Consider the following 18,051-nt stretch of genomic DNA (forward strand, 5'->3'; position numbering starts at 1 on the left):
CAACGGAGTGAGGAACAATGGTAACGATCCTTCGGGATGATGGTGCGGAAATCTACGAGACGAAGGGCGGCATCACCGTCACCCGGCAGCGCCGGCCGACGCCCTATGCGGATGCCGTATCGTCTTACATCGATAAGCTCGATGAGCGCCGCGGCGCGGTATTTTCGTCGAACTACGAATATCCCGGCCGCTATACACGCTGGGATACCGCCATCGTCGACCCGCCGCTCGGCCTGTCCTGCAACGGGCGCGATGTCTGGATCGAAGCCTATAACGAGCGCGGCGAAGTCATCCTCGGCTTTATCGCTGAGAAGCTGAAGACCGTTTCCGAAGTGGTGCTTGGCACCTCGACGCCGCGCCGGCTCGATCTCACGGTCAAGACGCCGGATCGCGTTTTCACCGAGGAAGAGCGCTCGAAGATGCCGACGGTCTTCACCGTGCTGCGCGCCGTGACCGATCTATTCTATTCCCAGGCCGATGCCAGCATCGGCTTCTACGGCGCCTTCGGCTATGATCTCGCCTTCCAGTTCGACGCGATCGATCTGAAGCTCAAGCGCCCGGACGACCAGCGCGACATGGTGCTCTACCTGCCGGACGAAATCCTGGTGGTGGATAACTATTCCGCCAAGGCCTGGATCGATCGCTACGACTTCGCCAAAGGCGACGTATCGACGGAAGGCAAGTCGGGCGAGATTGCGCCAGAGCCGTTCCGGCACACCGATGCCATTCCGCCGAAGAGCGATCATCGCCCCGGCGAATATGCCGAACTGGTGGTCAAGGCGAAGGAGAGCTTCCGCAAGGGCGACCTCTTCGAAGTGGTGCCCGGCCAGAAGTTCATGGAGCGCTGTGAGAGCAAGCCATCCGATATTTCCAAACGCCTGAAGGCGATCAATCCGTCGCCCTATTCCTTCTTCATCAATCTCGGCAATCAGGAATATCTCGTCGGCGCTTCGCCTGAAATGTTCGTGCGCGTATCCGGCCGCCGCATTGAGACCTGCCCGATTTCGGGAACGATCAAGCGCGGCGACGATCCGATCGCCGACAGCGAGCAGATCCTGAAACTGCTGAATTCCAAGAAGGACGAGTCGGAACTCACCATGTGCTCCGACGTCGACCGCAACGACAAGAGCCGCGTCTGCGAGCCGGGTTCGGTCAAGGTCATCGGCCGCCGGCAGATCGAGATGTATTCGCGCCTCATCCACACGGTCGACCATATCGAGGGCCGTCTGCGTGACGATATGGACGCCTTCGACGGCTTCCTCAGCCACGCCTGGGCCGTCACCGTCACCGGCGCGCCGAAGCTCTGGGCCATGCGCTTCATCGAGAGCCACGAGAAGAGCCCGCGCGCCTGGTACGGCGGCGCGATCGGCATGGTGGGCTTCAATGGCGACATGAACACCGGTCTGACGCTACGCACCGTTCGCATCAGGGACGGCATTGCCGAGGTGCGGGCCGGCGCGACGCTGCTCAACGACTCGATCCCCGAGGAAGAAGAAGCCGAAACCGAACTGAAGGCCTCCGCCATGCTTTCCGCCATCCGTGATGCCAAGACCGGCAATTCCGGCAAACAGCAACGCGACGTCGCTTCCGTCGGCAAGGGCGTGAAGATCCTGCTCGTCGATCACGAGGACAGCTTCGTCCATACGCTCGCCAATTATTTCCGCCAGACGGGCGCGACGGTGTCTACCGTGCGTACGCCGGTGCCGGAAGAAGTCTTCGACCGGCTCGATCCGGATCTCATCGTGCTGTCGCCAGGACCTGGCAATCCGAAGGATTTCGATTGCAAGGCGACCATCAAGAAGGCGAGGGCGCGCAACCTGCCGATCTTCGGCGTCTGCCTGGGCCTGCAGGCGCTGGCCGAAGCCTATGGCGGCGAGCTGCGTCATCTGGCGATCCCGATGCACGGCAAGCCTTCGCGCATCCGCGTGCTGGAGCCGGGTCTCGTCTTCTCCGGTCTTGGCCGCGAAGTGACGGTCGGTCGCTACCACTCGATCTTTGCCGATCCGTCGAGCCTGCCGCGCGACTTCATGATCACGGCCGAGAGCGAAGACGGCACGATCATGGGCATCGAGCATGTGAAGGAGCCGATCGCGGCCGTGCAGTTCCACCCGGAATCGATCATGACGCTCGGCGGCGATGCCGGCATGCGGATGATCGAGAATGTCGTGGCGCATCTGGCGCGGCGGGCGAAGACGAAGGCCGCCTGAGGCCAGCGTTTAGAGCGCAGAATTTGCTAGCCCCATGCACTCGGAAAAAGTGCATGGGGCTATTTTTATGCCTTGAAAGAGCCAACAAACCGCTGAAGAAATTCAGTATTGCAGGGGGCTTTCAGTCGGTGATCTCAAGAATATTCAAGGGCGTTTTCTTCTCCGTTCTTGCCGTCGTGCTCCTTGTCGGTCTCGGCATCGTCGCGCCGCGTCCGCTCTGGTATGACCAACCGGGTGCGCGCAGCGAGCGCTCACAACAAATCCTCGTGCTCAGCAACCCCATCCATACGGATATTGCCATTCCCGTTGATGGCGATCTTCTCACGCGTTTCGCCTTCCTGCGGTCGGCCGGGCTGGATCTCGGCAATCCCAACCTGCGCTATCTCATTTTCGGCTGGGGCGGCCGAAGCTTCTATACGGAAACGCGCACATGGGCCGATTTGAAGGCGGGTCCCGTCTTGAAGAGCTTTGCGTTCGACCGTTCCGTCATTCATGCGGAGCTGGCGGGCGATATCCCGCTGGAGGCGCCTGCTGTGACGGTCATCGACATCGATGCCGAAGGTCTTGAGCGGCTCAAGCAATTCGTTCTCGCCAGCTTTGATCGCTCCGATAGCAATCCGATACCCCTGCCTGGCAGCAACTATGGGCCAAACGATGCGTTCTTCGAAGCGCGGGGTTATTTCAACGCGCTGATGGGATGCAATACCTGGACGGCTGCCGCGCTGAGGCAGGCGGGCTTGACCTCCGGTCTCTGGACGTCATTGCCTTGGATGCTGCGAATGTCCTTGCGGCTGCATAATGACGACGAACGCTTTGCGGCAAGCCATACTTTGCCTTTGAGGCGGTTTGACTTGCTTCAGGTTGTATCCTAGTCTTTTCGTCGTTCCTGTGGGGCACATCGGCATCGGGCCGAAAGGGCTAGGCCTGCCCGCTGATATCACTCAGCAGGAGTCTGTCCATGCCAACCCTCGATACCTACCGTAAACAAGCCAAGCTGTTGATGCGCTGGCACCGAGAGCGCGACTATTCCATTGGTGGAAGAGTGCGAATGCTCGATCGTTTCAAGGCGCTGACGGATCGCGAGATCCTGGCGATGAAATTCCCCTTATCGTTAGCGCAGGAGATCGTCGCGGTCGAAGCGGGCCACAGGAGCTGGGCGGAATTGAAGTCCGTTGCAGCGGACGCCCCGAAGATGCCGGCTGCTGCAGCGGAGCCGCCGGTTTTCAAGAGCATCGTTCCCATCCTTTTCGTGCGGGATGTGGCTGCGAGTGCGGCCTTCTTCAGGGAGAAGCTGGGCTTCTTCGAGGACTTCCTGCATGGGTCGCCGCCGTTCTATGGGGCGGTGTCGCGCGACGGCATCTGCATCCACTTGCGGCTTGTCTATGAGCCCTATTTTGCTGCGGCGGCGGCAAAGGAGGGGGCACTCATTCTGGCTTCTATCGAAGTTTCGAATGTCCAGGGATTGTTCGAAGAGTTCAAGGCTAGGGGCGTTGATTTCGCGCAGCCGCTGACCAAGCAGGCATGGGGTGGCACCGATTTTCATGTGCGCGATCCGGATGGCAACGTGTTCTCGTTTGTCGCGTTCCGATCGTAACGCTTTGAGCCGTCGAGGGTTGCCGCGGAGCGGCGGCCCTCACATGTCCTCGCAATTCTGCCAGCCTTCCTCGAAGACAAGCTTGTCGAGCGGCAGGCGATCACGCCATCCCTTCACGGCGAGTTCCGGCATGTCATAGAGTTCGTCGACATAGCCGACGCAGAGCCAGGCGACGATCTTCACATGCTCGGGAATGCCGAGGATCACCTTGATGGCATCCTCATGGAAGATGCTGACCCAGCCGATACCGACGCCCTCGGCCCTTGCGGCAAGCCAGAGATTCTGGACGGCGCAGACGGTCGAATAGACATCGGTGTCCGGATTATGCGTGCGTCCGAGCACGACGGGGCCGCCGCGCCTGGTGTCGCAGGTGATGCAGATGCTGAGCGGCGCCTTGCGGATGCCTTCCAGTTTCAGTCGCTGATACTGCGCGCGACGATCACCCTCGAACATCGCGCAGGCTTCCTCATTGGCCTGATGGAAGGCCTGCCATACGCGCTCGCGCGTTTCTGGCTGACGGATCAGGATGAAGTTCCATGGCTGCATGAATCCGACCGACGGTGCCGAATGGGCAGCCTGGAGCAAGCGCCTGACGAGATCGTCAGGAAGGGGATCGGGCCGGAACTGGTCGCGCACGTCGCGCCGCGTCTCGATGGCACGATAAACGGCGCTGCGCTCCTCTTCAGAGAATGCGCCGGCTGCAACCAGATGCTCCGAAGCGCTGGCATGGATGTCAGCAGTGAGAGGTGAGGCGTCGGCAGCGTTTTCAATGGAGGGCATATTCAACCATGGTTTCATAAGGAGCGACGGTTCATCGGCGGTACCGGAACCTTGCACATCAGGCTGAGGCCCAGCTTAGTGCGCAATCGCGGACGAAATTACCAGCATGATTTTCCACAGGCGAGCGTGTAATCGGCTTCCTGTTGTCACGGAACGGCGGCTTGCGCCAAATCTTGCTCATGCTTCGGCCTGCATTACAAGAGCGCGCTTCGTTCCAGTCGTGCGGTGGGGGCGAATTGTCGTGCGGAAAATGGCGACCACCTTTGACAAACTCGGCATTGTGTCGCATATGGACCGTCAATAAGCCGCCTGCGCGAAATTCGCGCGGGCGGTTTTGCATTTCAACGGCGCCTTTCTTGCAATTCATTCGCATGAGCAGGCGTGGGGACATTTGGAGACGGGCATGAACAGTCAGGGAAACGATACGATCAGGCGGCTCGCCCTCTGGGGTATCCCGCTGTCGCTCGGCGTCATGGGACTGAAGATGCTGGCCTGGTGGCTGACAGGCTCGGTGGCGCTCCTGTCCGACGGGCTTGAATCGCTCGTCAACGTCGTCGCTGCCTTCATCGCCTTCTTCGTCATCCGCTACGCGCAGAAGCCGGCAGACCACGATCATCCCTTCGGGCATCACAAGGCGGAATATCTCTCTGCCGTTACCGAAGGGGTGATGATCGTCGTTGCGGCGCTGATGATCGTGCAGGAAGCGGTCGGGCATCTCGGCAATCCGCAGCCGATGCAGGCGCCTGTGCTCGGTCTCGCCATCAACTTCGTCGCCGGCGTCATTAACGGCGCCTGGGCCCTGACCTTGATCCGAGCCGGAAGGACGCACCGCTCGCCGGCATTGACGGCGGACGGCCAGCACATCATGTCCGATGTCTATACCTCCATCGGCGTGCTGATCGGCCTGTTGCTGGCACTCGGCACCGGTCAGCCGATCTTCGACCCTGTGCTTGCCATTCTCGTCGCCATCAACATTCTCTACCAGGGCTGGAAGGTCATCTCCAGTTCCATCGATGGACTTATGGACAAGGCCGTGCTGCCGGAGGAAGAGGAGATCATCAAGGATGCGATCGCCAAGAATGCCGAGGGGTCGCTCGGCGTTCATGATCTCAAGACGCGCAGGGCAGGGGCCGTGACCTTCGTCGATTTCCACATGGTCGTGCCCGCCGCCATGCCGGTGCGGGAGGCGCATCGAATCTGCGATCGCCTTGAAGATGCCATACGGGCGATCCATGCGGGCGCCGAAATAGCCATTCATGTGGAGCCGGAGGGCGAGAAGGCCCATGGTATCCGCGTTAAAGTGATCAAGGAGACTTAAAGATGCCCAAGACCGATGTGTCCGGCCTGTCGATGCTCGGCAATCAGACGGAAACCGCCAGCAATCCGGAAGAGGCCGTTCTGGAGAAGGTGCCGTCCGGCCATGCCGGCACCGATTACGTCGTGCGCTTCACCGCGCCCGAATTCACCTCGCTTTGCCCGATGACGGGACAGCCCGATTTTGCCCATATCGTCATCGACTACATTCCGAACGAATGGCTGGTGGAATCGAAGTCGCTGAAGCTTTTCCTGCATTCCTTCCGCAATCACGGCGCGTTCCACGAGGATTGCTCGATCTATATCGCCAAGCGCCTGGTGGATCTGCTGCAGCCGAAGTGGCTGCGCATCGGCGCCTACTGGTATCCGCGCGGCGGCATTCCGATCGACGTCTTCTGGCAGACAGGCAAGCCGCCGGAGGGCGTCTGGTTGCCGGATCAGGGTGTGCAGCCATATCGCGGCCGAGGCTGAATGAAAAAGCCGTCATCCGGGGATGGCGGCTTTTCTGCTAGATTCGATGAGGCTGCGGCTCAGGCGAATGAGTTGTCGTCGCCATCGTCATAGGACGAGTCATCATAATCATCGTCCTGAGCGTCTTGGGCAGCGTCCTGGGCGTAATCGGCCGCGCTCTGATCATTCTGATCGCTATTGTCGTCATTGCCGAAATAGTTGTTGTTGATGATCGTTTCCTGCACCGGCTGTTCGGCCGCATTGGCCGCCGTGCCGCCGAAGAGACCGCTGCCGGCATTGCCGCCAAAGAGGCCGCCGCCAGTCCCGCCCAGATGCGGGCTGAAGAGGCTGGAGAGCGATTCCGCCAGCATTACGCCACCCGCGACGCCGGCTGCCGTGCCAAGCGCACCGCGCAGGAAGCTGCCGCCAGCCGAAGGCGCGGCTGCCTGCTGGCTCCACGGGCCTGACGGCTGTGGTTGCGGCTGGCCAGCCCAAGGGCCGGACTGAGGCGCATTGCGGGCATAATCGTCATAGAGGCGGCCCTGCTGCTGCGGATTGCCGCCCTGTGGAGCTACGGCGCGCTGCTGCTGGCCGCCGCCGAAGAGCGAGCCGATCCCGCCGAGGAAACCGCCGCTCTGGCCCTGCGGGTGATTGTCGGCGCCCTGCTGCTCGAGTTCATGCACACGGGCCTCGAGCTGCTGGATGCGGTCAGCCGCAGCCTTCATGCCCTGTTCCTGCATGATGACGGCCTGCGCCAGGAAATAGGGCGCATAGGGCTGGTCGCGGACCGCCTGGTTGATAAAGGCCTCCGCGTCGGCGTCGCGCTGCGTGCTGGCCGCACCGCGCACGCGATCGAAGAGAGAGGCAAGCAATTGACGTTCTTCTGGCGACATGATGGCCTCCTTGGCTATCCGTGCTGTAAATTCGGGGCGCGATCTCTAACCGCGCTGACCTGACGTAGGATCAAATCTCGGCTTTTCAAAGCCATTCAAGTTACATTTCGGTAATCCGCAACCATAACACCATGTTGTCAGCCGCTATTCCCGCCTTGTCTTTTTCCGGCATTGTTTTACGCATTGAGTCGCACTATGTGCGGTGAACGACGCATCATGCTGGAGAGTTGAATGAACGACGAAGACGAACAGGAAGACAAGAAGACCGAGCAGCCCTTGGGCAAGGACGCGGAGGCGAATCTTTTCAAGTCGCGTTCGATCTTCATCTATGGCGGCATCACGCAGGAACTGGCGCAGAAGGTCTGCTCCCAGCTCGTGGCGCTTTCCGCTGCCAGCGACGATGATATCCGCATCTATGTGAACTCGCCCGGCGGCCACGTCGAGTCAGGCGATTCCATCCACGACATGATCAAGTTCATCAAGCCGAAGGTCTGGATGATCGGTACGGGCTGGGTCGCCTCTGCCGGAGCGCTGATTTACGTCTCCGCTCCCAAGGAGCGCCGTATTTGCCTGCCGAACACGCGCTTCCTGCTGCACCAACCGTCCGGTGGCACGCGCGGCATGGCCTCCGACATCGAGATCCAGGCACGCGAAATCATCAAGATGAACGAGCGCCTGAACAAGATCTTCTCGGAAGCCACCGGCCAGCCGATCGAAAAGATCGCCAAGGACACGGACCGCGACTACTGGCTCTCCGCCGAGGAAGCCAAGGCTTATGGCCTGGTCTCGCGCATCGTGACCTCGCAGGCAGAAATCTGATCTAGCGGGTTTTGCTCGATTGAATTGAGCGCCCTCGCTAGCCGGAAGGCTGGCGGGGGCTTTGTTTTGAGGTGGCGGGATTGCGTTCGCTTCGACCGAAGAGAAAGAGCTGGCAGCGAGAGAGCCGCCGCCAGCCTTCGCCACCAGGAGATTGCAACGTTTCCAGGGGCGGCGAATTGGAGTGCTTGAGCTGCGAACCCTGCGGAATTGGCCGACCACTGCCTAAGCGGTGATCTCGACCGGCGTTCCGTCCGGCATCGCGATGACGGCCTCGTAGAAGCCGTCTCCTGTCATGCGGGGCGCGGATTTCAGACAGCCGTCCGTCCGGCATCGCTCGGCCAATGCATCGACGAATGTCCGATCTCCAAGCGACACGGCGATATGATCCCAGCCGATGCGCTCATCCGGCCTACCGGCAGCAAGCCAGGGACCGGTCATCAGCTCGATCTGATCGCCCCTTCCGGGTAGATGGACGAAACGGGAGACGAAGCCAGGCCGTCGCTGGCTTCGATAGGGTTCGCCGACGGTCGCACCGAAATAGGTTTCCCAGAAATTCGCGGCGGCATCGAGATCATGCGTCCATAGAGCGGTATGAGCGATCCGCATCTGTCTCTCCCTGTGCCTGTTCGTGATTGCGGGTAACGATGCCGGCGCAAAGCGGGGTGACGCAGAGCAATAGAGCGAGCATCCAGAAGGCACCGTGCAGGCCAAGATGATCCGCCGCGAAACCGACGCCGGCGGGGCCGACGAGCACGCCCGCATATCCCGTCATGGTGATGGCCGCGACGGCAAGGCCCGGCGGCATGATCTTTTGCGCGCCGCCCATGCGGAAGAGCACCGGAACGATGTTGGAGGCGCCAAGACCGATCAGCAGGAAACCGCTCATGGCGAGGATCGCGATCGGGCTGAGGAGGAGGATGACAAAGCCCACTACCGCGACGATGCCGCCCCATAGCATGATTGCCCTGTCTCCGACCCGTGCGGTAATGGCGTCGCCGCTCAGGCGGCCCGCCGTCATCGCAATCGCAAACAGCATGTAGCCAAGGCCGCCATGACTCGTATCGACCTGGCCCTGCGTGGTGAGAAGCAGAGCACTCCAATCGAGGATCGCGCCTTCGACGAGGAAGGTGATTGCTGCCAGCGCGGCCAGCAGCAGCACGACGCCGCGTGGCATGACGAAAAGCGGCGCGTCCTCCGCGGGGACGGTTCGCAGCAGTCGGGGCCATGCGACAATCATGGCGATCACCATAACTGCCGAGCTGAGAAACGTTGCGGCAAGAGGACCGGCCTTGGCGGAGAGGAGCAGGGTGACGAGCAGGGAACCTATGAAGCCGCCGATGCTGAACAAGGCATGGAAGCCGGACATCAGCGGCCGGTCCGCGCCTTTCTCCACTTCGACGGCGTGAATGTTCATGGCGACATCAAGCGATCCAAGGCAGGCGCCGAAAGCCGCCAGCGCAAGGCCGAGTGTAAACGGCGTGCCGGCCATGGCCAAGGTCGGCAAGAGAAGTGCGAGACCAAGACCGCCCGCGATGATGATCGGCTTGCTGCCATATCGCGCGCTCAACATGCCGGTCGCAAGCATTGCCGCGACCGAACCGAGGCCAAGGCAAAGCAGCAGCATGCCCAGCACGCCGTCATCGACCCCGAGACGAGCCTTGGCGAAGGGGACGAGGGGAGCCCAGCAGGCGAGCGCGAAGCCCCCAACCAGAAAAGCAAGTCGTGTTGCCAGCCGGGTTTCCGGCCGATCCGTGGATTGCATGGTCATTTCTTATCTTTCAAAATCAGGAGGATGACGTGACTTCGCTTGCCTTCACGAGCGAGAAGCCGGCGTCGGCGACCGCCTTTTCATCAGCGACAGGCAGGTCATCCTCGACAACAAGCCAATCGATATCGTCAGCGCCGCCGATGCGGTGCGGCGCGCGTTCGTGAAACTTCTCCGAGGTGATCAAGGCGATTCGTGCTGCGCTTCTCTTGAGCAGCGTCCGCTTGAAGATCGCATCTGCATGTTCGTACACGCTGATGCCGTTTCTTGCCGAAACGGCGCAGACACCCAGGAAGCAGCGATCGATGTTCATGGCTTCGATGGCTGCTACCGCGGATGCATCGACGCTGCCGCCGACAACAGGATCGACCGCGCCACCGATCAGGACGAGCGGGATATCGCCGCGCTTCATGACGGCGCTGGCGATATCGATGGAGTTCGTCGCGATCGTCACGTCCAGGTTCTTCGGCAAAAGATCGACCATTGCGAGATTGGTGCTGCCGCTGTCGATGAACAGGAATTCGCCAGGTTCGATCATTGCGACCGCGGCCTTGGCCAAGGCTCTCTTGCGGCCGGATTCCTGTCCGACCCGCGCGGCCATGGGCTGCGAGGGCGTTAGCAAGGGAAGCGCGCCGCCATAGACGCGGCGACATTTGCCCTCTGCGGCAAGCGCCCGCAGATCGCGGCGCACGGCATCCTCGGACACGTTGAATTCGGCGGCCAAAGATGCGGCAACGATCTGCCGGCCTTCTGCAAGCCGTGCTTCGATGGCGTCCCGGCGGGACAATGGGAGTGAATTGCTCATAAATTTGCATTAACGTGCATAAATAAGAGAGTCAATATGCACGTTTACACACGATATGGCTCGCCGACGATATATTCCGCGAGCGATTTTGCTTACCGACACTGTCATTTTGCGCGAAAACAGCACTTGCACGCCCGATGCTTGTGATGCTCCATGCGCTTCAGTTGATCCTTCTGCGCTCCTCGAGTCTCCATCGCCATGCTCAAAGATTTTTCCGTTCAAAGCCTGTTCATGGGATGCCTCACGGCCTTCGTCGGCTTTGCCAGTTCCTTCGCTGTCGTCTTTCATGGCCTGCAGGTGGTGGGCGCCTCGGATGCGCAGGCAGCGTCCGGTCTGACGGCGCTTTCGGTTGCGATGGGCGTTTGCGCGATCGTGCTCAGCATGGCGACGAGGCTGCCGATCAGCATTGCCTGGTCCACACCGGGAGCCGCATTGCTCGCAAGTGCGGGGGCGATCGAAGGCGGCTTCCCGGTGGCTGTCGGTGCGTTTTTCATTTGCGGCATATTGATCGTCATTGCCGGCCTTTTTCGGCCTTTTGGCAGGGCGGTCGCCTCCATACCGGCGCCGCTTGCCAATGCCATGCTGGCGGGTGTCCTGCTCGGCCTTTGTTTCGCGCCCGTGAAGGCGATCGCCTTCAATCCGGCCTTCGGCTTGCCGATCATCCTTGCCTGGATCGTGGTCGGCTCGTTCAAGCGGCTTTGGGCCGTTCCGGCAGCGCTTGCGGCCTTTGCCCTGGTGCTGGCCTTTGGCGTGAAGATACCGGATGGTGCCTTCGCCTCGCTCGAGCATTCGTTGTTGCCTACCGTCGAATTCGTGAAGCCGGTCTTTACGCTTGCCGGTATCGTGTCCATCGCGCTGCCGCTGTTCATCGTGACCATGGCGTCACAGAACATTCCAGGCATCGCGGTGCTGAAGGTGCATGATTACGAGCCGAAACCCGGCCCGCTGTTTGCCGTGACCGGCGTGTTCTCGCTGCTTGCCGTTCCCTTCGGCGGCCATGCCGTCAATCTCGCGGCGATCACGGCCGCCATGTGCGCCGGACAGGACGCTCATGCCGATCCCAAGCGGCGTTATTGGGCAGCGATTGTCGCCGGTATCGGCTATGTGATCCTCGGATTGCTGGCGAGCGCGGTTACGGCTTTCGTGGCGCTCGCGCCGCCGATCCTCATCGAGGCTGTGGCCGGCCTGGCCCTTGTCGGGGCGCTTTCCAATTCCGCCTTGAACGCCTTCCAGCAGCCGGAATCACGCGAAGCCGCCGCCATCACGTTTTTGGTGACGGCATCGGGCGTTTCCTTCGGCGGCATCTCCGGCGCCTTCTGGGGGCTGGTCGCCGGTGGGCTGATGCTGGCCCTGTCGCGTGGGGTGCAGATGCTGAAGAAGTGAGCAGGGGGTTGCTTCTTTTTGATCCGGCGGCTATAAGCGCGGCCATGAAGTTGACTGGCGCAAAGATTTCCGAACAGATTGCACGTGGGCGCGTTGCCCTGCGTGACAATACGCGCGCCCTTACCTCGCTTCTCCTCCTCGGCCTTACGCGCGGTTGCCGGGTCCTTTGAGGAGCGCCCGGCGGCCGAAAGCCCGCTGGCCATCGCTCCTCGCGACTTACCCTAAAATCGACAGCTTACCCGCAAAGGGTCCGCATTTATCATCGCCAAGCCGCATTCGATCGGCTAAGAGGCGGGATAAAATGACGGGAAAGGAAGAGACGAGACCATGGACGCGAACAGCCATTCCCCCAAAGGCATGCCCGAAGCAGCGGTGAAATACCGCGCCTATCCCCAGATCAACATTCCCGACCGGACCTGGCCGTCCAAGACCATTACCAAGGCGCCGATCTGGTGCTCGGTCGATCTACGCGACGGCAATCAGGCGCTTGTCGATCCGATGGGTCACGACCGTAAGGCGCGCATGTTCCAGCTGTTGCTGGACATGGGCTTCAAGGAAATCGAGATCGGCTTCCCCTCGGCTTCGCAGACCGATTTTGATTTCGCCCGCTGGTGCATCGAACAGGGCAATGTGCCCGCTGATGTGTCGCTGCAGGTTCTCGTCCAATGCCGTCCGGAATTGATCACCCGCACCTTCGAGGCACTGGAAGGCGCCAACAAGCCGATCGTGCATTTCTACAATTCCACCAGCGAATTGCAGCGCCGGGTGGTGTTTGCCAAGGACGTGCAGGGCATCAAGCAGATCGCCGTCGATGCGGCCAAGATGATCACCGATATGGCGGCGAAGGCAGGCGGCGGCTATCGCTTCGAATATTCGCCGGAGAGCTTCACCGGCACTGAGCTGGACGTGGCTTTGGAGATCTGCAACGCCGTTATCGATGTCGTGAAGCCGACGCCTGATAACAAGCTGATCATCAACCTGCCGTCGACCGTCGAAATGGCGACGCCGAACATCTATGCCGACCAGATCGAATGGATGTGCCGCAATCTCGATAACAGAGGGAACCTGATCATCTCCCTGCATCCGCACAATGACCGCGGCACGGGCATTGCTGCCGCCGAGCTGGCATTGATGGCCGGCGCCGATCGTGTCGAAGGCACACTGTTCGGAAATGGCGAGCGCACCGGCAATGTCGATGTCGTCACCATGGCATTGAACATGTTCACGCAAGGGGTCGATCCGGAGCTCGATTGCTCCAACATCGAGCGCATGAAGGAAGTCTTCGAATATTCCAACCAGATGGCGATCGGCGAACGTCACCCTTACGTCGGTGAACTGGTCTACACGGCCTTCTCCGGTTCGCATCAGGATGCGATCAACAAGGGCATGAAGGCCGCCAAGGTCGCCAACGACCCGGTGTGGGAAGTGCCTTACCTGCCGATCGATCCGCAGGATGTCGGCCGCACTTATGAGGCGATCATTCGTATCAACTCGCAGTCCGGCAAGGGCGGCATCGCCTATATCATGCAGCAGGACTACGGCTTGAACCTGCCGCGCAATCTCCAGGTGGAATATCGCGAGGAGATCCAGCGTATCACCGACGAGGAAGGCAAGGAATTGCCGTCCAAGCGCATCTACGAGCATTTCATCGAACGCTATGTGACGCAGCCCGAAGCGCCGCTCCGCTTCGTCGACCACCACACCTTCGCCGATCCCGAGCACAAGGGGCAGCGTATCGTTGCGGCCGAAATCACCGACAAGGGCGAAGTGAAGCGCATCGAGGGCAGGGGTAACGGCCCGATCGACGGCTTCATCAATGCGCTCTCGATTTATCTCGGCATCCCGATGTCCGTCGAGGATTATTCCGAGCACTCGTTACAGCACGGCTCCAATGCTGCGGCGATCTCCTATGTCGAGGTCTCCTATCCGGGCGGCAAGCTCTTCGGTGCCGGCATCAACACCAATATCGTCGCAGCGTCCCTCGAGGCGATCGTATCGGCGGCAAACCGCGTGCTCGCTATCAAGGCGGCGTAAGGCTCTGGCTGGATTACGGTTGATTTGAGAAGCCCCCTCGATTGTAGAGGGGGCCTTTTGTTGCGTATCAGTCGGCTGCCGACTCATCGCCCTCGATGAAGCCGCCGGATTGGTGCGACCACAGCGTTGCGTAGATACCGTTTTGGGCGATCAGCTCCGCATGCGTGCCATCCTCGACGATGCGGCCGTGATCGAGCACGACGATGCGGTCCATGCGCGCGATGGTCGACAGGCGATGCGCGATGGCGATCACGGTCTTGTCTTCGATGATCCCATAGAGCGTATCCTGGATTTCGGCTTCGACTTCCGAATCGAGGGCAGAGGTTGCCTCGTCCAGCACCAGGATCGGGGCGTCCTTGAGGATGGCGCGGGCAATTGCGACCCGTTGCCTCTGACCGCCCGACAGCTGGACGCCGCGTTCGCCGGCATGGGCATTGAAGCCGGTCCTTCCTTCCTGATCCCGCAAGCCCGCGATGAAATCGCTGGCAGCGGCCTTCTCGGCCGCAGCGAGAACCACATCCTCCGAAAAGTGGGGATTGCCATGGGCGATGTTATCGCGAATGGAGCGGTGAAGGAGCGATGCCTCCTGGCCGACCACGGCAATCTGCCGGCGCAGGCTATCCTGCGTTACCTGCCGAATATCCTGCCCATCGATCTCGATGATGCCTGATTCCGGATCGAAGAAGCGCAGCAGCAGGTTGACCAGGGTCGATTTGCCGGTGCCGGAGCGACCGACAAGGCCGACCTTCTGGCCTGCAGCAATTCGAAGCGAAACGCCGTTCAGCCCGCCATCTCCCTTGCCATAGTGATGCGTGATTTGCCGGAAGACGATCTCACCCTTGGTGACGGCAAGCGGCTTGGCGTCCGGCATATCGGCAATCGCAAGCGGCTGCGAGACGGTCAGCAGTGATTGCCGCATGGCCCCGAGATGGGCAAAAAGCGACGACACCGCATCCAGCATCCATTCGGCCATGCCGGTTATGCGGAAGCTTAAGGCGAGCGATGCCGCGATCAGTCCTAGCGGTGCGCCGCCGGACTGCCACAGCACGACCGCATAGCCGACGAGCGCGACGATGAGGAAGCTGCCGAGAAACAGCATGCTCGAATTGACAAGCACTTCCAGCCTCTGCACCCGGACGAATGTTTCTCGCGTTTGAGAGAAACGACGACGGGCTTCCTTGTCTTCCGCCATGGCATCGGCAAAAAGCTTGATGAGGTCGATATTGGCATAGCTGTCGACCAGCATGCCCGTCAGCTGGGCATAGGCTCCCTGGTACTGTGCGGAAGCCTTTTGCAGGCGAGGGATGACATAGGCCATCAGTCCGAGATAGCAGAGCAGCCAGATGGCGAGGGGCCAGATCAGGCGCGGGTCGATCGAGGCCATCAGCCAGAGCGAGCCGGCCACATAGATCGTGACGAAAGACAGCGTGTGCAGCACGGCATAGGCGGCGCCTGTTGCCGCCGTACCGATGTCGCGCACCTGGCTGGCGATCCGCCCGGAAAAATCCTGACGAAACCAGCCGACGGATTGCCGAAGGACGTGGCTATGGGCGCGCCAACGAAACAAGGTCTCGGCATTCGGCCGAAATGCGATGTCATCCAGGCTTTCGCGGAGATAGCCGGCAAGCGGCCGTCCGATCAGCACAAGTGCGGCCGCAGCAAGCAGGCCCAATCCTTCGGACGTCCAGAAATCCTCCCGGCGAGCGCCGGCCAGATTGTCCACCAGCCGGCTGGAATAGCCGATGAGCCAGATCTCGATGACAGCGCCGATGACAGTCAGGCCGAGGCTCATCGCCATGACTGTGCGAAACGGGCGAAGGTTGGTTAGGAGATAGCGCCAGGCCTTGGATGATGGTTGCGGCTCATCATGATCCTGGAACGGATCGACAAGCTCTTCGAAGCGACGAAACATGAGGGCCCTCCACGGGCGAACATAGCAATCTGATGGTCGGGCCGATAAAGCAGCCCTTCACGGCACTGCTTTTCAGCGGTGGTTTCCTGTGCCGTGATTTTTCATCAGAGTGCTCTCCTCATTGATCGCTACAACCTACATAGCGTGTATTGGCGCCGATGTCAGCAGCAATTGTATTGTGATCGCTCGACACGGCTCGCGTCGAAGTCGTCCGAGGATATGTGCTTCAATGGCGTATTTTGTTCAAGGCCTGCCCTTGGCAAGCTCTTCGCGCTGCTTCGTCAGGCGCTCGAGTTCTTCTTCCTGTTCGGCAATCCGCTCCGACGTCCGTTCTTCGTCGGCTGCGCCGGAGAAGGCGGCAGCTTGCTCGATCAGTTCGCGAAGATTGTCTCTTATCACCGCAATGCGCCTGTCGATTTCCGGAATGGTCAGCAGAACGTCGGACATGTGGAAACTCCAGTAAGAATATCGGCCTCATGCGATTGCCGCAGGGTCATTATCCATCCGCGAGCGTTCGGCTGCAAGCTGCAAAGAAAGAGAGGGGGCGGTCAGATCTCCGACGATACCCTATTGGCGATCTGGTCGAGCATCGCATCCGAGGACGGGCCGACGACGGCGTAGGTCGCGCCATCGCGATGCCAGGACACGATGCTGATATCGTCCTTGATGGTCTCGTTGAAATCGTTGTCGTTGACGGCGCCGTCAGTCTTGGTGAAACAGACGGCGACGACATCGCCATCGAGATTCTTATAGATCAGCTGGCCAACGGGCTTGCCGCCGGCGATGAACATCCGCGCGCCCTGGAAGACAAGGCCGTCGGCAGCCAGATCCGGGAAATTGAACTTGACGCCGACCGTGCTGCCCAGCCACTTGCTGATTTCGTCCAGTTCGCTTGCCTGCAGTTCGACCATATGGCGTGGCTGACGCGAATAGATGCGATGATAGGCGGCTATGTCATCCAGCCAGTTTCGCGTCGCGGCCTGGGCCGGGGTGACGGGTGCCGCCTCCGGCGCATTGGCGGGTTGTGCGCCCAGGAGATATCCTATGCCGCCGCCGACCGCGAAGAGGATCAGGGCCGCCGCCAGCGACTGCCTGCCGTTCGGCGCCAATTTCAGGGATGGCCTGGCGAGACGGGGAGAAGGGTCGCGGGTCTTCGGGGGCTGGGCGCTCTTGATGGAACGGACGAGTGCAAGCGGGACAGGCTCTTTCAAAACCTCGTCGAAAGCCTTGCGGCCGACATCGGAGCCGTGCTTCAGCTCATCGAATATGCGCTGCGCATTCGGATCGGAAGCGATGAGCTTTTCCAGCTCTTCCTTTTCTTCCCGGGTCGTCTCGCCATCCATGAAGGCGGACAAGCGGACTTCGAGCGGCGTTTTTTTCATGTCCTGCAATGCTTAAAACCTTCGAGGCGAGCGGCTGTGACCTTGAGAAGCAAGGTAAAGGCGTGCGCTGGAGAGTCGCGACATCACTGCCGACAGCGGAATGCCGAGGATATCGGCCGCCTGCTTGTAGCTGTGTCCTTCGACATCGACCAGCAGGAAGACACTGGCAAGTCCTTCGGGCAAAGATGTGACGAGGCGATGCGCTTCCCCGGCTTCAACCGGATTTAAATGTGTTCCGGATGCCGGGTCGCCCTCTTCCAGAGCATTGCCCTTGCCGGCAGGGCGCAGCTTGTGGTGCCGCGCCTCGTCGATCCATTGATGCCGAGCCATGGTGTAGAGCCAGCTCTCCAATTTGCCGCCGCTGTTCCACAGATGGAATTTGGCTATGCCGCGCTGACAGACGCTCTGCACAAGCTCGTCCGCCTCGGCCAGATCGCCGGTCAGCGTTACCGCGAAGCGCCGAAGCTTCGGAAGAAGGCCGACCAGATCGCGTCTGATATCGATGGCTGCTACCGGCGTTGGCATGGTCTTTCCAAAGAAGCGTTGGAGGTTGTCACATGGGCGACGTGCTTCCGCAAAGAGTGACCTTTCCCTTGGAAAAGGTGATGCGAGCAGAATGTTCGTCCTGTGTTGGTATGAACCATTTCCGTGCCGTTTCGCAAGCCTTCAAAACACTCGCACTTAACTGTCCTTCTCCGGGCGGCGGTCTGTGC

General features: G+C 60.6%; 17 protein-coding genes. 8 read left to right on the forward strand and 9 right to left on the reverse strand.

From position 1 onward, the window contains the following. Positions 1–17: 17 nt before the first annotated feature. From DQ393_RS04770 to DQ393_RS04780, 3 genes are all read left to right on the forward strand, one after another. Positions 18–2,207 (forward strand): anthranilate synthase, encoded by a 2,190-nt coding sequence (locus DQ393_RS04770; RefSeq protein WP_112340657.1) that lies wholly within the window; start codon positions 18–20, stop codon positions 2,205–2,207. 128 nt (positions 2,208–2,335) lie between these two features. After that, positions 2,336–3,079: a TIGR02117 family protein gene (locus DQ393_RS04775; protein ID WP_245430257.1), complete on the forward strand. Its 744-nt coding sequence runs from the start codon at positions 2,336–2,338 to the stop codon at positions 3,077–3,079. An 86-nt stretch (positions 3,080–3,165) separates the two neighbouring features. Continuing rightward, on the forward strand, positions 3,166–3,801 hold the full coding sequence (locus tag DQ393_RS04780; RefSeq protein WP_112340659.1) for a glyoxalase superfamily protein: 636 nt from the start codon (positions 3,166–3,168) through the stop codon (positions 3,799–3,801). 39 nt (positions 3,802–3,840) lie between these two features. Here the strand turns inward: DQ393_RS04780 and bluB are convergent, their stop codons facing one another. After that, positions 3,841–4,581: a 5,6-dimethylbenzimidazole synthase gene (bluB, locus tag DQ393_RS04785; RefSeq protein WP_245430258.1), complete on the reverse strand. Its 741-nt coding sequence runs from the start codon at positions 4,579–4,581 to the stop codon at positions 3,841–3,843. 403 nt (positions 4,582–4,984) lie between these two features. Here bluB and DQ393_RS04790 point away from each other — a divergent pair, with 403 nt between their 5' ends. Then, complete coding sequence (locus tag DQ393_RS04790; protein ID WP_112340660.1) at positions 4,985–5,899, forward strand: cation diffusion facilitator family transporter; 915 nt, start codon at positions 4,985–4,987, stop codon at positions 5,897–5,899. A 2-nt stretch (positions 5,900–5,901) separates the two neighbouring features. Next, a complete protein-coding gene (gene queF / locus DQ393_RS04795) occupies positions 5,902–6,366 on the forward strand; it encodes a preQ(1) synthase (protein WP_015340658.1) in 465 nt (154 codons plus the stop codon). A gap of 59 nt (positions 6,367–6,425) precedes the next feature. On the opposite strand, the gene DQ393_RS04800 is transcribed toward queF, so the two are convergent. Further along, positions 6,426–7,238, reverse strand: a complete 813-nt coding sequence (locus tag DQ393_RS04800) for a DUF2076 domain-containing protein (RefSeq protein WP_112340661.1) — start codon at positions 7,236–7,238, stop codon at positions 6,426–6,428. Positions 7,239–7,469: 231 nt separating this feature from the next. Here DQ393_RS04800 and DQ393_RS04805 point away from each other — a divergent pair, with 231 nt between their 5' ends. Next, positions 7,470–8,057: an ATP-dependent Clp protease proteolytic subunit gene (locus tag DQ393_RS04805; protein WP_112340662.1), complete on the forward strand. Its 588-nt coding sequence runs from the start codon at positions 7,470–7,472 to the stop codon at positions 8,055–8,057. 222 nt (positions 8,058–8,279) lie between these two features. Here DQ393_RS04805 and DQ393_RS04810 read toward each other — a convergent pair whose 3' ends face one another. The 3 genes from DQ393_RS04810 to DQ393_RS04820 are packed head-to-tail and all read right to left on the reverse strand — an operon-like array spanning position 8,280 to position 10,627. Next, positions 8,280–8,663, reverse strand: a complete 384-nt coding sequence (locus DQ393_RS04810; protein ID WP_112340663.1) for a VOC family protein — start codon at positions 8,661–8,663, stop codon at positions 8,280–8,282. Next, on the reverse strand, positions 8,629–9,819 hold the full coding sequence (locus DQ393_RS04815; RefSeq protein ID WP_112340730.1) for an MFS transporter: 1,191 nt from the start codon (positions 9,817–9,819) through the stop codon (positions 8,629–8,631). Before DQ393_RS04815 ends, DQ393_RS04810 begins: the two co-directional genes overlap by 35 nt. Before the next feature lie 22 nt (positions 9,820–9,841). Then, the gene (locus tag DQ393_RS04820; protein ID WP_112340664.1) at positions 9,842–10,627 is read right to left on the reverse strand and encodes a DeoR/GlpR family DNA-binding transcription regulator; all 786 of its coding nucleotides are present in this window, start codon (positions 10,625–10,627) and stop codon (positions 9,842–9,844) included. A gap of 198 nt (positions 10,628–10,825) precedes the next feature. Here DQ393_RS04820 and DQ393_RS04825 point away from each other — a divergent pair, with 198 nt between their 5' ends. Together DQ393_RS04825 and leuA are read left to right on the forward strand one after the other, a co-directional pair. Continuing rightward, the gene (locus DQ393_RS04825; RefSeq protein ID WP_112340665.1) at positions 10,826–12,010 is read left to right on the forward strand and encodes a benzoate/H(+) symporter BenE family transporter; all 1,185 of its coding nucleotides are present in this window, start codon (positions 10,826–10,828) and stop codon (positions 12,008–12,010) included. Positions 12,011–12,337: 327 nt separating this feature from the next. Further along, on the forward strand, positions 12,338–14,044 hold the full coding sequence (gene leuA, locus DQ393_RS04830) for a 2-isopropylmalate synthase (RefSeq protein WP_112340666.1): 1,707 nt from the start codon (positions 12,338–12,340) through the stop codon (positions 14,042–14,044). A 67-nt stretch (positions 14,045–14,111) separates the two neighbouring features. On the opposite strand, the gene DQ393_RS04835 is transcribed toward leuA, so the two are convergent. The 4 genes from DQ393_RS04835 to DQ393_RS04850 all read right to left on the reverse strand — a co-directional run bounded on the left by DQ393_RS04835 (position 14,112) and on the right by DQ393_RS04850 (position 17,863). Continuing rightward, complete coding sequence (locus DQ393_RS04835) at positions 14,112–15,956, reverse strand: ABC transporter ATP-binding protein (protein ID WP_112340667.1); 1,845 nt, start codon at positions 15,954–15,956, stop codon at positions 14,112–14,114. 243 nt (positions 15,957–16,199) lie between these two features. Next, on the reverse strand, positions 16,200–16,403 hold the full coding sequence (locus tag DQ393_RS04840; protein WP_112340668.1) for a hypothetical protein: 204 nt from the start codon (positions 16,401–16,403) through the stop codon (positions 16,200–16,202). A gap of 101 nt (positions 16,404–16,504) precedes the next feature. Beyond that, entirely contained in the window at positions 16,505–17,347 is an 843-nt protein-coding gene (locus DQ393_RS04845) for an anti-sigma factor (RefSeq protein WP_181592285.1), read from the reverse strand. A 3-nt stretch (positions 17,348–17,350) separates the two neighbouring features. Further along, positions 17,351–17,863: an RNA polymerase sigma factor gene (locus DQ393_RS04850; RefSeq protein ID WP_112340670.1), complete on the reverse strand. Its 513-nt coding sequence runs from the start codon at positions 17,861–17,863 to the stop codon at positions 17,351–17,353. Between the last annotated feature and the right edge of the window lie 188 nt (positions 17,864–18,051).

Source organism: Martinezella tropici (genome assembly GCF_003287875.1).
GTDB classification, from domain to species: domain Bacteria; phylum Pseudomonadota; class Alphaproteobacteria; order Rhizobiales; family Rhizobiaceae; genus Rhizobium; species Rhizobium tropici_C.

Excerpts from the sequence above, each read along its gene's own strand:
- DQ393_RS04770 (WP_112340657.1), top strand. The coding sequence starts at position 18 with ATGGTAACGATCCTTCGGGATGATGGTGCGGAAATCTACGAGACGAAG.
- DQ393_RS04780 (WP_112340659.1), top strand. The coding sequence starts at position 3,166 with ATGCCAACCCTCGATACCTACCGTAAACAAGCCAAGCTGTTGATGCGC.
- bluB (WP_245430258.1), bottom strand. The coding sequence starts at position 4,581 with ATGCCCTCCATTGAAAACGCTGCCGACGCCTCACCTCTCACTGCTGAC.
- DQ393_RS04790 (WP_112340660.1), top strand. The coding sequence starts at position 4,985 with ATGAACAGTCAGGGAAACGATACGATCAGGCGGCTCGCCCTCTGGGGT.
- queF (WP_015340658.1), top strand. The coding sequence starts at position 5,902 with ATGCCCAAGACCGATGTGTCCGGCCTGTCGATGCTCGGCAATCAGACG.
- DQ393_RS04800 (WP_112340661.1), bottom strand. The coding sequence starts at position 7,238 with ATGTCGCCAGAAGAACGTCAATTGCTTGCCTCTCTCTTCGATCGCGTG.
- DQ393_RS04805 (WP_112340662.1), top strand. The coding sequence starts at position 7,470 with ATGAACGACGAAGACGAACAGGAAGACAAGAAGACCGAGCAGCCCTTG.
- DQ393_RS04810 (WP_112340663.1), bottom strand. The coding sequence starts at position 8,663 with ATGCGGATCGCTCATACCGCTCTATGGACGCATGATCTCGATGCCGCC.
- DQ393_RS04815 (WP_112340730.1), bottom strand. The coding sequence starts at position 9,819 with ATGCAATCCACGGATCGGCCGGAAACCCGGCTGGCAACACGACTTGCT.
- DQ393_RS04820 (WP_112340664.1), bottom strand. The coding sequence starts at position 10,627 with ATGAGCAATTCACTCCCATTGTCCCGCCGGGACGCCATCGAAGCACGG.
- DQ393_RS04825 (WP_112340665.1), top strand. The coding sequence starts at position 10,826 with ATGCTCAAAGATTTTTCCGTTCAAAGCCTGTTCATGGGATGCCTCACG.
- leuA (WP_112340666.1), top strand. The coding sequence starts at position 12,338 with ATGGACGCGAACAGCCATTCCCCCAAAGGCATGCCCGAAGCAGCGGTG.
- DQ393_RS04835 (WP_112340667.1), bottom strand. The coding sequence starts at position 15,956 with ATGTTTCGTCGCTTCGAAGAGCTTGTCGATCCGTTCCAGGATCATGAT.
- DQ393_RS04840 (WP_112340668.1), bottom strand. The coding sequence starts at position 16,403 with ATGTCCGACGTTCTGCTGACCATTCCGGAAATCGACAGGCGCATTGCG.
- DQ393_RS04850 (WP_112340670.1), bottom strand. The coding sequence starts at position 17,863 with ATGCCAACGCCGGTAGCAGCCATCGATATCAGACGCGATCTGGTCGGC.